Source organism: Clostridium pabulibutyricum (assembly GCF_058242705.1).
In genome coordinates, this window is sequence record NZ_JBZAYZ010000001.1 from 629,539 (window position 1) to 644,156 (window position 14,618).

Sequence of the window (14,618 nt, forward strand, 5' to 3'; positions counted from 1 at the left end):
TTACTGTTCTCTATCATGATTTTTGTGATTTTTATTAGATTATAAAAGTAAATAAAAAAGCGATATCAATTCTCTTGGAGCGAGAAAAAATACCGCGGTACCATCCAAATTTGTTCTTGTAAACTTAACGATTATTAAAACCGGCACGGCCTACTCTAAGTTCAGCTTGCAACTCAGGGAAGAGTATTCAACATATGAACAATGTGAATTTTCACCAATCAATCACTCTCTTTAAATATCATATATCTACTTTGTTCCCATCAAAGTTTTTATGAATTACGTTTTCCTAATTATAATATGAAAATTGATTGTTGTCAAATTATTTTCATAAAGCCGTTTTTTCCTTATCTACAATATACCATGTGTTATTAACTTTTTTAATAGTAAATTTTATCGGCACATCAATTGAAATTATTTTTCGGAGTTTGTTTATTGAAAGTAGAAAAAGTAAATATTAATAAAATACTTAGTATAGAAATTAATATGTTTTTTTCCCTTGAAGTCAACATCATCACATCATAAAGTATAGTTTAATAAGGCATATAACTATAACGATACAGTATTTGCATTAAAAAATAATAGACAGCCATTACCGATAGCCATCTATTATTTGAGAATTTTATCTATATAATTTTTTCAATCAATAAGGTTTATTTATTGTACCAATCACCAAATCCATTATGGAACCTATCTTGAATTTGACAGTCTGCACCTCTTCTAAAATGGTGGAAATGGCCGTGTTTCATAAAATGTGAAAACATCTGTCTGTGAAAGTCCGCAGTGTCTTCCCCGAATTGTGATTTAAGGTTTTCAATAATACGATTGAGATATTCATGTAAATTTGACAGTTCATCATCATTTAGGCAGTCAAACACTTTTTCCAATTCACATGATTTATCGTCTTCTATTTTATCAGTTGCAGCAACACCTTTTTCAGTTAATTTTACATTGAAACTGCGATGGTCTTCATTTGATATTTCACGTTGAATATACCCATTCTTTTCTAGTTTGTTTAGAAGTTCAGCTATAGCTTGTTTACTCATATCCAACAGGTAAGTTAAATCTTTTTGGCTGATTTCGGGTTTTATCTTTAAAATTGCAAGAATACGTCCCTGACCTCTGTGGGGATTGCTAAATGGTCCAAAGTTTCTGAGACTTTGCATTTGATGGCGGTGTAGCAGCATATGCAAGTGTGTGAGTTGCTCTAAAATTTCATTTCTTGTTTCACTCATAAAAAATACATTCCTTTCAATAATTTTTTGATCACCTAGGTATATTCGTCAAGTACTTGACTATAATATAATATTAAAAAAGAAATAAGTCAAGTACCTGACTATATTTTTTTAATAAAACACTTTATTTATATGCGATTAAGATATATAATAAGGTCAGAGGATAAAAGGTAGCGATCCTTTAATTTTATGCTTTGCATGTAAACGTTAAACATTGATAAGCATAAAACATAGGGGTTTTTAACCAAGTAAATTCAGACTGTTTAGGCATTTTGACCGCATGAAGTTAAAAAAAATTGATGCATTTTGTTAAAAGAATTATTAAACACTTGAAGCATCGGATAGATTGTGATAAAATTTTAACTAAAGTGGTAATACCATTAAACAAGAGTTTTGTAGAAATTAATCGAGACTAAAGTTATGGATTGGTACTTTGAAAAACTTGGAGGTATTTAGCTTGCAGCTATGTGGCTGCAAAAGTTTTGAATACACACTAGTTCTATTAAAATATTTTAACAATATAATATAAAGGAGAGGGAAAATATGCAGATTCTGTTATGTGTAAAACAGGTTCCAGACGATTCCGTTGAAATCCATTTGGATTCTAAAACGAAAAAACCTAACTTGAATGGGGTCAGTTTAGCAGCAAATGCATTTGACACATATGCATTGGAGATGGCAGTCCGTTTTGTGGAGGCAAATGGCGGAAGTGTCAGTGTATTGAATGTCGGAGCAGAAGATTCTCTGAATACATTGAAAAATTGTCTTGCTGTTGGAGCTAAAGAGGCCTTTTTTGTAAAGGATGATTCATATGCAAATCTCGATGCTATGGGAGCGGCTGAAGTATTAGCTGATGCTGTTTGCAAGATTGAAAAAGACAAGGGTCAAAAATTTGATTTGATTCTTTGTGGAAAAGAGTCGACGGATGAAATCACAGGTCAGGTAGGGCCTATGCTTGCTGAAAGACTTGCAAAAGGCTTCGTAAGCAGTGCAGTTGAAATCGATTTAAAAGATGGGGGATTGGAAATACATCAGGAAACTGAAGAGGGATACAATGTAGTTTCTTTGGCATCTCCAGCTGTGGTTACAGTAAGCAAACCAGATTATGATCCACGTTATCCGACTATCAAAAATAAGATGGCAAGCCGTAGGGCAGTTATTCCAACTTATTCGGCAGCGGATATAGGAGAGGCAAAACAAATTAAAGTACATTGTATTGAATATGTTGAACCTCCTAAGAGAAAAGCTGGTATCAAAATTCAAGAGAAAGATGCGTCACTTGCAGTAAGCGCTGCTATTGATCAAATGAAAAAAGATAAAGCAATCTAATTAAGGAGGAGAACAGAAATATGAAAGCATTATTGTTTATTGAAACAGATGGAAAAAAAGCATTAGGCGGAAGTATTGAATTAATTGGTGCGGCAAAATCTCTGGATGCGGAAGCAACAGCCCTTGTGGTGGGATGCAAAGATGCTGCAAATGAGGTTGCTGAGTTTGGAGTTCCTGTTATTTCTGTAGACGCTGCTTCAGATTGTGATACAGTAACTGAAGTATTGACGCAAACTGTTAAAGAGCAGAATCCAGATATTATTTTAATAGCTAATACAGCTTTGGCTGAAGATCTTGCACCTCGTGTGGCAGGACGTATGAGCTTTGGATGTGTGAGTGATGTAACAGGAGTCAATAAAGATCAGGATAAGGTTGTATATACAAGGCCTGCTTACGGCGGTACTGTTCTTGAACATATAGAAGTGGATGGAACAGCTGTAGTTACAGTTAGGGGCGGAAGTTTTCCAAAGCCTGAAGTTTCTTCAAATGCAGGCGTTGTTGATAAAAAAATTGACATTCCATCCGATGCTGTAAAAGCTAAAATTGTGGATACAGTAAAAGACATTTCAGAGTCAGTAAATCTGGAGGAAGCACAAGTTATTATTTCCGGTGGACGTGGAATGGGAAATGCAGAAAATTTCAAGCTTATAGAAGACTTAGCAGAGGTTCTTGGTGGTGTAGTAGGTGCAACTAGGCCAGCTATTGAGGATGGATGGATTTCGCGTGCACATCAAGTTGGACAGTCAGGAAAGATTGTAGCACCACAGCTATACATTGCATGCGGTGTTTCCGGAGCTACCCAGCATACATCGGGAATGTCAGGTTCTAAGTATATTGTTGCAATAAATAAGGATGAGGATGCTCCTATCTTTGAAATTGCCGATGTAGGTATTGTTGGAAATGTAATGGACATTCTTCCGGTTATGATTGAAGAAATGAAGAAAGCAAAGTCAAAATAATTCCCAGCAACTTTTGGTTTAGAAATTAGGGAACAATTATTTATGATTTTATTTTGTATATAAAATAATGCTCCACAAAAATGGGCATTATACTATAAAAAATAGAATAGAAAGGAATGATTATTAATGCCAGAGTATAATCAATTGACAGAAGAATTAATTTCGAAATTACAGGAGGCAGCTCCAGGACATATTTTGACGGGTGATGACATAAACGAGGATTATTGTCATGATGAGATGCCTATCTATGGAAAAGCAGCTCCAAATGTTGTGTTTATGGCACATTCTACAGAAGAAGTTGCTGAAGTTGTAAAGATATGCAACGAAAACAAAATACCTGTAACTCCAAGAGGAGCAGGTACAGGACTCACAGGAGGAGCAGTTCCTCTCCTAGGCGGTGTTTTGATAGATCTTACCAAGATGAACAAAATACTTTCATATGATATGGAAAATTTTGTTGTACATGTTCAGGCTGGTGTTTTATTGAATGACCTTGCAGAAGACTGTTCAAAACAGGGATTGCTTTATGCACCTGATCCTGGTGAAAAATTTGCCTGCCTTGGAGGAAATGTTTCTACAAATGCTGGTGGAATGAGGGCTGTTAAATATGGTGCAACTCGTGATTATGTACGTGCAATGACAGTTGTTCTCCCAACAGGAGAGATTACTAACTTTGGAGCTACAGTATCAAAAACAAGTTCAGGCTACAGTCTCTTGAATTTGATGATTGGTTCGGAAGGGACTCTTGGGATTATTACAGAGATCACTTTAAAAGTTATGCCGGCACCAAAGGTGGCTGCAAGTTTGATTATTCCTTTTGAAAATTTAGATGATTGTATTTCTGCTGTTCCTAAATTCAAAATGAACCATATGAATCCACAAGCATTGGAGTTTATGGAAAGAGAAATTGTTTTGTCAAGTGAAAGATATGTTGGTAAAAGTGTGTTCCCTCAAAAGGTAGATGGGGTAGTTGCAAATGCATATTTGCTTGTTACATTGGATGCAAATGATGAAGATGAATTGAATGATCTTATTGAGCAGGCAAGTGAAATAGTGCTTGAAGCAGGTGCAATTGATGTTCTTGTAGCTGATACTCCTGCAAAAATGAAAGATGCATGGGCTGCACGTTCAAGTTTTCTTGAGGCAATAATGGCAGAGACAAAATTGCTTGATGAGTGTGATGTTGTAGTTCCAGTTAATAAGATTCCATCATATCTTAATTTTGTAAACAAAGCAGGTGAAGACTGTGGTTTGACTATCAAAAGTTTTGGTCATGCAGGTGATGGAAATCTTCATATATATCAATGTAGTAATGATTTGGAAGAGTCAGAATTCAAGTCCAGAGTGGATAAATTCTTCAATATTATATATAAAGAAGCAACTAACTGCGGCGGACTTGTTTCAGGAGAGCATGGAATTGGAAGTGGAAAAATAAAATATCTGGCAGATAGTGTTGGAGAAATAAATATGGATTTGATGAAAGGAATTAAAAAAGTGTTTGATCCTAATTCCATTATGAATCCAGGAAAAGTATGCTGTGAGTTGGAAGGCAGCAATTAACAAAAATACAATTATATAAAAATAGAAGGGTAGGAATTAACATGGATTTTAAACAAGATGAGAATCATGAACAATTACAAGAAATGTACCGTGATTTTGCAGAAAAAGAGGTAAAGCCAATCGCAAAGGAAATTGATGAAACCATGCGTTTTCCGAAAGAAAATGTAAAAAAGATGGCAGACATGGGAATGCTGGGAATACCATTTCCAGAAGAATTTGGTGGAGCTGGAATGGATACATTGAGTTACGTACAGTGTATAGAAGAACTTTCAAAATGTTGTGCAACAACTGGTGTTATTGTTTCAGCACATACAAGTCTTTGTACAACACCAATATTTAGATTTGGTACAGAAGAACAGAAAAAGAAATATTTAAGTTCTCTTGCTTCAGGTGAAAAACTCGGTGCATTTGGTCTTACAGAACCTTCCGCTGGAACAGATGCTTCTATGCAGAAGACAACAGCTGTACTTGAAGGGGATCACTATGTATTAAATGGAAGTAAAATATTTATTACAAATGCAGGATATGCAGATGTTTATATTATATTTGCAATGACTGATAAGAGCAAAGGAACGAAAGGTATCTCGGCATTTATAGTTGAAAAAGATTTTCCGGGATTTTCCGTTGGAAGTCATGAAATGAAGATGGGAATTCGTGGATCTTCTACATGCGAATTGTTCTTTGACAATTGTATAGTACCAAAGGAAAATCTTCTTGGACAAGAAGGAAGAGGATTTAATATAGCAATGGCAACTCTTGATGGAGGACGTATAGGGATAGCTGCACAGGCTCTTGGAATTGCAGAAGGTGCAATAGATGAAACTGTAAAATACGTTAAAGAACGTATACAATTTGGACGCCCAATTGCTAAATTCCAGAACACACAGTTTGAACTTGCAAAAATGCGTGCCAATACAGAAGCTGCAAAGCTTTTGGTATACCAAGCTGCATATGCAGAGGATAATTATGACAGATTTACACAATATGCTGCAATGGCAAAATTGTTTGCAGCTAGAAATGCAACTGATGTAACAAGCAGATGCCTTCAGTTGTTTGGTGGATATGGATATACAAGCGATTACCCAATTGAAAGAATGATGCGTGATGCAAAGATAACGGAAATTTATGAAGGAACATCCGAAGTTCAGATGATGGTTCTTTCAGGATGGATGCTTAAGTAGTAATATAGGAACTCATTGAAGCATATACATGTTTGTAAAAATCAAACTTGTATATGCTTTTTTTATGATTTATACTGGGATTTTTTAATTTGAGCTGTGCTTGATAAAATCTTTTAATTGCTTTAAAGTGTCAATGTCAAGAATTTCAAGCAATTTTTTTAATTTCTTAAGTTCATGGGCGCTTAGTCCAGGGCAGCCAGGATCGCCTTTAGGACCTCTAGGTCCAGGGCAGCCAGGGTCGCCTTTATCACCTTTAGGTCCCATGCAGCCAGGATCGCCTCTATGTCCTCTTGGACCTATGCAGCCAGGATCACCTTTAGCACCTTTTGGCCCTGGACAGCCAGGATCGCCTTTAGGACCTCTAGGTCCGGTGCAGCCAGGGTCACCTTTGTCGCCTTTTTGGCCTTGACAGCCGGGATCACCCTTATCACCTTGAGGGCCCTGAGCACCAGTATCGCCTTTGGCACCTTGAGGACCAACAGCACCCTGAACACCCTGGGCACCGGGATCACCCTTATCACCTTGAGGGCCCTGAGCACCAGTATCGCCTTTGGCACCTTGAGGACCAACAGCACCTTGAACACCCTGGGCACCTGTTTCACCTTGAATACCTTGGGCACCAGTAGGACCAGTAGGACCTATGCTGCCAGTGTTACCGGGATCACCTTTATCACCTTGGGGACCTTGAGCGCCAGTATCGCCTTTGGCGCCTTGAGGACCAACGGCACCTTGAGGGCCCTGAGCACCGGGATCACCTTTTATGCCTTGAGGGCCGGCAGGGCCAACAGGACCTATGGAACCCGGGCAACCGGGACAGCCAGTATCGCCTTTGGGGCCTCTTGGACCCATGCATCCAGGATCACCTTTAGCACCTCTTGGACCGGTGCATCCGGTATCGCCTTTATCACCTTTAGGACCTTGTTTTCCACAAATTGTTACACATCTAGTACAATGTTTGTCTTTTGAGTTATCATGGCATTTTGAACTGTATGAATTTTGTCTCTCGATTTCTTCAAAATCAATTTCAGGTGAGTCGATGTTTTCAAAATTAGGATCGGACTCATGTTTACTTCTTGAGTGACTTGATTTTTTATGCCTTGCCATATTTCCCTCCCCCTTTTTAAATAAATGGTTAAAGTGTTTTAAATAGAAAAATAAGGCTTTCTTAAGTTAATAAATTACTGCTCAGTACATAATATGGTTATTTAACGATATTGCAACAAAATTATATTTATTTTTGCTGCTAAAATTCAATATAAAATAAGATGAATTATTGAATGATGTATTTTGATATGTGATATACTTTTAAATAAAATAGACAGGATAGTTTATTATATTTAATATATATGTTATACTATGTATATAATGTTATGGCATATATTTCTTTTGTGATATTGTTAAGGAGGAGTTTTAAATGGTTGCTTTTAAAAAAGTATGGGACGATGTATGTGGTATAATAACAAATAAAAAATTAGAAAACGTTGAAATAGTAGAAGGTTTTGACAGTGGATTTGTATTAAAGGTTGAAGAAAATATTCATTTTATAACAAAACAGGATTTTGTAGATTTTTGGTGTGGAATGGTATGTGAAAATAAAATAGACAAGGAAAGAGTAATGAATCATGGCAATTCGGATAAAAAAATTGTATATGATATTTTAAAACAGCTTCCGTATATAAATGAAAAAGAAGAAACTCTTAAAATGTCTCAAAACTTATGCTAGTATTTGTTTTTGTGTGACTTTGGAATTTTTATTTAAGCAAATTTTAAGAAACTAGTTATAAAATAATCTTAGATATAATTATTTTATAACTAGAGGAGATGTGCAAAATGAATATTTCATCCGTATCGAGTGTGTCGGCGAATTCTGCTTCTCAGTCAAGTTCAAGTGGAGTATCAGATCTTGAAAAGCAAGCACAGGAAATTCAACAGGAAATACAAAAGGAAAATTCAAGTAATGATGATTCACAGACAAAGCAGAGCAAGGTTCAGCAGCTTCAGGCAGAACTTCAGTCGATACAGTCTGAAATACAGCAAAAACAATCACGTCAGGGATCAAAAACATCTGAAAATATAGCTGCCAAAAGCGATGTAAAAAATTCAAATGTAAGTTCATCTGACAAAATCGATGCATTTGCTTGAATCATAAGCAATCTGCGGCAAGTTATCCATAATTCTATAAGTGGATGACTTGCCGCTTTTTTTATCTACACTGGTTTGGTTTACAAATATACCATAATTAATTATAATATTTGTAAGATGGAATATTATTTTCAAATACAAGTTTTAAACAGAAAAAGAGGTAAATATTATGGATACCGCCAAACTTAGTTCGCAAGATGTAATATTTGCATTGGATATAGGTACACGTACTGTAATAGGTACAGCTGGAATTGTAAAGGATAAGAAATTTAACATAATATCAGAGTATTGTCTTGAGCATACTGAAAGGGCTATGCTGGACGGACAGATTCACGATATTGGACTTGTAGCTGCAACTGTGTCTTTAATAAAGCAGAAAATAGAAAAAGACCTTAATATGAAAATGGAAAATGTGGTTATAGCTGCAGCTGGAAGGTTTTTAAGAACTGTTGTTTCAAAAGAGTCCCTGAAAACGGATTATGATAAGGAAATAGATAAATATACTATAAGAAGTCTTGAACTTACAGCAGTAAATTCGGCAGAAAAAAAGGTCAATAAAGACACCAAGGGAAGATTGTATTGTGTAGGATATAGTGTAAAAAATTATTATCTGAATGGATATTTAATAGGAAATTTATTATCACAAAAAGGTGAGGAAATTTCAGCAGAGGTTATAGCAACATTTCTTCCAAGGTCTGTAGTTGACAGTTTGTATTCAGTGATGGAGAAGGTTGGACTTGATGTTATAAGCCTTACTTTGGAGCCTATAGCTGCAATGGAGGCAGCTGTTCCTAAAAATTTGAGAATACTTAATCTCGCACTTGTAGATATAGGTGCAGGTACCTCGGATATTGCCATAAGCAGCAGTGATACAATAAGTGCCTATGGAATGGTACCTAAAGCAGGAGATGAAGTTACAGATGCAATAGCACAAAGTTATCTTGTTGATTTTAACACAGCTGAAAGTATAAAAAAGAAATGTACGATTCAGAAAGAAATAACATATACTGATGTCCTTGGTTTAGAAGGAAAAACTACAAGTGAAGATGTAATAAAATTGATAACTCCTGTTGTATATAAAATATCGGAAGAGATAGCATCGAGGATAATAGCGTTGAATGGAAACAAATCACCAAATGCTGTATTCCTTGTTGGTGGAGGAGCACATACACCAAAAATTCACGAGTTTTTAGCCGAGAAGCTGAATATACCGGAAAAGAGAATAGCTATAAAGGGCAGAGAGTCTATTAAAGATTGTGTATGCATTGATAATTCACTTGAAAGCACTGGTGTTACAGTTCTTGGAATTGCACTTGTATCAATAAGAAAACTTGGACATGATTTTATAGATATAATGTTGAATGGAACAATAGTAAGCCTTTTTAATTCACATAAACATACGGTTATGGATGTGCTGCTTCAAGCAGGAATAAGTCCTAAGGTGCTTATAGCCAAAAATGGTAAAAATATAAGATTTGTACTTAATGGAATAAAAAGGGTGGCTTTTGGTACTCTTGGAAAGAATGCTGTAATTACCATAAATGGATTTGAAAAAAGTGTTGATGAGGAGATAAAAGAAGGAGACAAGGTAAAACTTGATTATGCATCAGATGGAAACAATGCAGAACCGAGGATTATAGACTACATAACCCAGGCATATTGTGTTAGCTTTTTCATGAACAATATAATGGAGAGTATGGAACCAATAGCATATGTGGATGAAAATCAAGTAACAGTTGATTATAGGATAAAAGAAAACGACAATATAAATATAATAATTCCTAAGACCATAGGAGATTATAAAAAGTACATAGGAAATTATGGTGATGAAGCTATTTACTATCTTGGAGACGAAATTCTTGGTGATGAATATGTTATAAAAGAAGGCGACAGAATATCAAGAATATCTGAAAAGAAAGAAATTGAATCTCAAGATAAAACTGAAATTGCATTGGATGAGTTAAAGCAGGATAAAGTACAGGAACTTAACAAATCGTCGGAACTGGAATCTCAAAATGAAATTTTCAAAAAGGAAATTTCAAAACTTGCGCGTGAGGAAAATACAATTACTGTAATTGCAAATGGAAAGCCTGTAATATTGAAAGGAAAAGAAAAGTATATATTCGTGGATATATTCAACCATATTGAGTTTGATTTGTCGAGGCCAAGAGGAGAATTGTATATGCACATAAACGAAAAGAGTGCAGGATATTATGATGTGCTTTCAGATGGAGACGTAATAGACATAGGCTGGAAATAAAATTTTATTTAAATAGTTTGGAGGACATATATGGAATTTGATTTCTTAAAGATGGCAAAAGCCATGAAAAGTGAACTGATTGGTATAAGACGGGATTTTCATATGAATCCTGAGCTGGATTATGAGCTTTACAGAACTCAGGGAAAAATAAAGCAATTTTTGGATGCGGAAGGAATACAGTATGTTGAAGCTGCTGGAAGTGGTATATGTGCCACAATACATGGAAATGGAACTAAAACCATTGGACTCAGGGCAGATATGGATGCACTCCCTCTTCAGGATATGAAAAAATGTGATTATGCCTCAAAAGTAAAAGGAAAAATGCATGCATGTGGACATGATGCCCATACAACAATATTGCTTGGAGTTTCAAGAATATTAAATGGCATAAAAGATAGCCTTAAGGGTAATGTAAAGCTCTTTTTTGAACCTGCAGAGGAAACTACAGGTGGTTCAAAAGTAATGATAGAAGAAGGGGTGCTTGAAAATCCTCATGTTGACAGAATTATAGGATTACATGTTGAAGAAGGGATAGAAACAGGTAAAATAGGAGTAAGATATGGAGTTGTAAATGCAGCTTCGAATCCATTCACTATAAAAATAAACGGCAAAGGTTCCCATGGAGCAAGGCCGCATGCGGGAATCGATCCTGTAGTTATAAGCAGTTATGTTGTAATTGCGCTTCAGGAAATAATAAGCAGGGAAATATCACCTACAGAAGGGGCTTTAATTACAGTGGGCTCTATAAATGGAGGAACAGCCCAGAATATAATACCGTCAGAGGTTACTATATCTGGAATAATAAGAACCATGAAAACCGAGAACAGGGAGTATGTAAAAAAAAGATTGAGAGAGGTTGTAGAAGGTGTGGTTTCTTCAATGCGTGGAACATGCAGCATAGAAATAGAGGAAAGCTATCCATGCCTTTACAACGATAATAATGTTATAAGAGACGTGGTGTCTTCTGCATCCGGTATCATAGGCGAAAAAAATATAATAAATCTCGAAAACCCGAGCATGGGAGTGGAGAGTTTTGCATATTTTTCCATGGAAAGGCCGTCGGCATTTTACTATCTTGGAAGCGGAAACAAAAGCAAAAATACAGTTTATCCGGCTCATGGAAACTTATTTGATATAGATGAAGAATGTATTCCCATAGGAACTGCAATTCAATGCAAAGCGGTATATGATTTTCTTAGATAATATATAGTTGTATTTTATTCCCCGCAGGATAGCGGGGCTTTTTAATGTAAAGTTTTGATGACCATTTAAGTAAAAGGATTGATTTAGATTGAAGTATTATTATATAATAAATTGTTGGACAAAAAAATGAAACGTATTATAACTTTCGTAGGAGTGAGTGAATGAAAATAGATATAGGAAATAATGAATCTGGTCAAAGACTGGATAAATTTCTGAGAAAATGGCTTAAAGATGTACCCTTGAGTGCTATATATAAATCTATAAGAAAGGGTGACATAAAGGTAAACGGCAAGAAGAAGAAAGAAAAATACTTTCTTGAACTGGGGGATGTTGTAGAGGCACGTTATATAGTTTCAAATGTAAAAAAACGTGAATTTAAAGGCGTGGAAACTGGAGCACTCAAAGTTGTGTATGAAGATTCCAATATGCTTCTCCTTGAAAAGTGGCCTGGAATCCTTGTACATTCAGATAATAAAAAAAAGGAAAGCACTTTAACAGATTATGCACTTTCATATTTATATGACAAAGGTGAGTATTTACCGGGCGAGTCACTTACTTTTAAGCCTTCGCCATGCAACAGACTTGACAGGAATACTTCGGGAATTGTAGTATATGGTAAAAATTATGAGGCGCTTAAAGTGCTGAACCAGATGATAAGGGAACGTGACATAGATAAGTATTATATTGCAGTTGTAAGAGGAAGACTTAAGGATGGAAGATATACTGCATACATATGTAAAAACAGGGAAGAAAATGTATCAAATGTTGTGGATGAACCGGGAAAGAATACAAAGGAGATATGCATGGAAACAAAGACACTGAAAAGCTGTGGAACATATTCCATGATAGAAATAAATCTTCTTACTGGAAGAAGTCATCAGCTCAGAGCACATCTGGCGCATCTTGGAAATTCAATTATAGGGGATCCAAAGTATGGTGACGGGAATGTAAACAGTATTTTTTTCAATAAATACGGACTTGAATATCAATATTTGTATGCCTATAAATTTTATTTCAAAAATTGTACAAATAACTTTTCGTATATTGAAGGTAGAACGGTAACGGCATCACTGCCTCCTATGTTTAAAAAGATAAAGAGTGACTTATTTGAAAAGTTTTAAGCTGTAATAGGGGGGTTGAATATGAAAGAACAGTCAACAACTAAAGGTTTTGCCATATTGTCTGCAGCTGGAATGGTTACAAAGGTAATGTCACTTTTATATATACCGTTTTTGCTCAGAATAATAGGTGATGTTGGATATGGAATATACGGAGCTACTTATCAGATATATACGTTCGTGTTTGTAATAACAAATTCGGGCATACCCGTGGCAATATCAAAACTGATATCTGAGATGAATGCTGTTGGGGACTATAAAAATTCAGTAAAAAGTTTCAAAATAGCGAGGTTTATGTTAATTGTACTTGGAGTTATGATGATGCTTTTCTTGATTTTGCTTTCAATGCCTCTTGCAAAATTCATTAAATTTCCAAGAGCCTATCTCTCGCTCGTTTCACTGGCACCTGCAATACTTTTTACGTCAGTATCTTCTGCATACAGAGGATATTTCCAGGGAAATGGAAATATGACACCTACGGCCGTATCTCAGGTTATAGAACAGGGATTGAATATTGTATTTTCAATAGTATTTGCAGCAATTCTCATGAAATATGGAATTGAAGCAGGATGTGCAGGGGGTACTATAGGTACTTCTCTTGGGGCTTTATTTTCTGCATGTTTTCTCATGTTCTGCTACAACAATTACAGCTTAAATACAAGATATCAGAATGTGGAGCAGAAAACAGCGAGAATAAGCACAAAGCAGATAGTAAAAAAGATTATAAATTATGGAGTTCCTATAACTTTGTGTGTTGGGATGACTTATGCTGGAAATATAATTGATGTTTATAATACAAAAGCACGTCTTATGGTAGGTGGATTCAATGAAAATACTGCTACGGCACTTTATGGGATTCTTACAAAGTACCAGCAGCTTTTAAATGTTCCAATTACTATAATATCTTCTCTTGCCATGGCAATATTGCCTGCGATATCCGCAGCTTCAGTTGTCAATGACAAGGTGGAAGTTGAAAATCGTATAAACTATTCCTTCAGATTGTGTTTTTTAATAGCTGTTCCGGCTACTGTAGGTTTTGCAATCTTAAGCCAGCCAATTTTCTATTTGTTGAAATTTGGTGATGGTGCGCGCATAATGACTTTTGGATCGGTTGTACTTGTGCTTATGGCTGTCATGCAGATACAAACAACAATACTTCAGGGAATAGGAAAGCTTTATGTGGTTGCAGTTTATTCTGTGATAGGAATTGCATTTAAAATTGCAGTTAATTATGTGCTTATAGCAAATCCAAAAATAAACATACTTGGAGCTGTGGTTGGAACCATTTTCGGGTACAGTATACCGATACTATTAAACTATCGTAAGATAAACAAATCACTTAATGTAAGAATAGATGTTGTGATTCATGCGGTTAAACCTGTAATTTCATCTATAGCAATGGGAGCCTGTGTATTTCTTACATATTATCTTCTGAACATACTGACAAGCTTTATAAGTCCAGGTTATGTATCAAATGCAATATCAACTATAGGTGCAATTGTGGTTGGCATGTTTACATATGCTTTTGTCATGGCTTCCATAGGGGGAATTACAGCGGAGGATATGGGAAGTCTTCCAACGGCTTTGAGAAAAATCATGCCTAAGTTTATACTTTCACGTATAAAATAGTTAAA

The 14,618-nt window shown here is 35.6% G+C and carries 12 protein-coding genes and 2 other annotated features (1 of these 14 running past the window's edge); of the genes, 10 read left to right on the plus strand and 2 right to left on the minus strand.

The features are described 5' to 3' along the window. Positions 1-26, minus strand: a binding site (T-box leader); it reaches 175 nt to the left of the window's first position. Between the two features lie 46 nt (positions 27-72). Continuing rightward, positions 73-273: a binding site (T-box leader), on the minus strand. Positions 274-650: 377 nt separating this feature from the next. Further along, positions 651-1,232 carry a MarR family winged helix-turn-helix transcriptional regulator gene (locus AC4CVH_RS03160; RefSeq protein ID WP_490786261.1) on the minus strand — a complete coding sequence of 194 codons (582 nt, stop codon included), beginning with the start codon at positions 1,230-1,232 and terminating at the stop codon, positions 651-653. 543 nt (positions 1,233-1,775) lie between these two features. Between AC4CVH_RS03160 and AC4CVH_RS03165 the strand changes: the two genes are divergently transcribed. The 4 genes from AC4CVH_RS03165 to AC4CVH_RS03180 all read left to right on the plus strand — a co-directional run bounded on the left by AC4CVH_RS03165 (position 1,776) and on the right by AC4CVH_RS03180 (position 6,261). Next, positions 1,776-2,561, plus strand: coding sequence for an electron transfer flavoprotein subunit beta/FixA family protein (locus tag AC4CVH_RS03165; protein ID WP_490786262.1), 786 nt, complete (start codon positions 1,776-1,778; stop codon positions 2,559-2,561). Between the two features lie 20 nt (positions 2,562-2,581). Next, positions 2,582-3,520: an electron transfer flavoprotein subunit alpha/FixB family protein gene (locus AC4CVH_RS03170; RefSeq protein WP_490786263.1), complete on the plus strand. Its 939-nt coding sequence runs from the start codon at positions 2,582-2,584 to the stop codon at positions 3,518-3,520. A gap of 126 nt (positions 3,521-3,646) precedes the next feature. After that, entirely contained in the window at positions 3,647-5,080 is a 1,434-nt protein-coding gene (locus AC4CVH_RS03175; protein WP_490786264.1) for an FAD-binding oxidoreductase, read from the plus strand. Between the two features lie 41 nt (positions 5,081-5,121). After that, positions 5,122-6,261, plus strand: coding sequence for an acyl-CoA dehydrogenase (locus tag AC4CVH_RS03180; protein ID WP_490786265.1), 1,140 nt, complete (start codon positions 5,122-5,124; stop codon positions 6,259-6,261). 84 nt (positions 6,262-6,345) lie between these two features. On the opposite strand, the gene AC4CVH_RS03185 is transcribed toward AC4CVH_RS03180, so the two are convergent. Then, positions 6,346-7,365 carry a collagen-like domain-containing protein gene (locus AC4CVH_RS03185; protein ID WP_490786266.1) on the minus strand — a complete coding sequence of 340 codons (1,020 nt, stop codon included), beginning with the start codon at positions 7,363-7,365 and terminating at the stop codon, positions 6,346-6,348. Between the two features lie 310 nt (positions 7,366-7,675). Here AC4CVH_RS03185 and AC4CVH_RS03190 point away from each other — a divergent pair, with 310 nt between their 5' ends. The 6 genes from AC4CVH_RS03190 to AC4CVH_RS03215 all read left to right on the plus strand — a co-directional run bounded on the left by AC4CVH_RS03190 (position 7,676) and on the right by AC4CVH_RS03215 (position 14,613). After that, positions 7,676-7,984: a hypothetical protein gene (locus AC4CVH_RS03190; RefSeq protein WP_490786267.1), complete on the plus strand. Its 309-nt coding sequence runs from the start codon at positions 7,676-7,678 to the stop codon at positions 7,982-7,984. A gap of 107 nt (positions 7,985-8,091) precedes the next feature. Next, the gene (locus AC4CVH_RS03195; protein ID WP_490786268.1) at positions 8,092-8,403 is read left to right on the plus strand and encodes a FlxA-like family protein; all 312 of its coding nucleotides are present in this window, start codon (positions 8,092-8,094) and stop codon (positions 8,401-8,403) included. Positions 8,404-8,572: 169 nt separating this feature from the next. After that, complete coding sequence (locus AC4CVH_RS03200; RefSeq protein ID WP_490786269.1) at positions 8,573-10,663, plus strand: cell division protein FtsA; 2,091 nt, start codon at positions 8,573-8,575, stop codon at positions 10,661-10,663. 30 nt (positions 10,664-10,693) lie between these two features. Then, positions 10,694-11,866, plus strand: a complete 1,173-nt coding sequence (locus tag AC4CVH_RS03205) for a M20 metallopeptidase family protein (protein WP_490786270.1) — start codon at positions 10,694-10,696, stop codon at positions 11,864-11,866. Positions 11,867-12,027: 161 nt separating this feature from the next. Beyond that, entirely contained in the window at positions 12,028-12,987 is a 960-nt protein-coding gene (locus AC4CVH_RS03210) for an RluA family pseudouridine synthase (RefSeq protein WP_490786271.1), read from the plus strand. Positions 12,988-13,008: 21 nt separating this feature from the next. Then, positions 13,009-14,613, plus strand: a complete 1,605-nt coding sequence (locus AC4CVH_RS03215; RefSeq protein ID WP_490786272.1) for a putative polysaccharide biosynthesis protein — start codon at positions 13,009-13,011, stop codon at positions 14,611-14,613. Positions 14,614-14,618 lie beyond the last annotated feature (5 nt).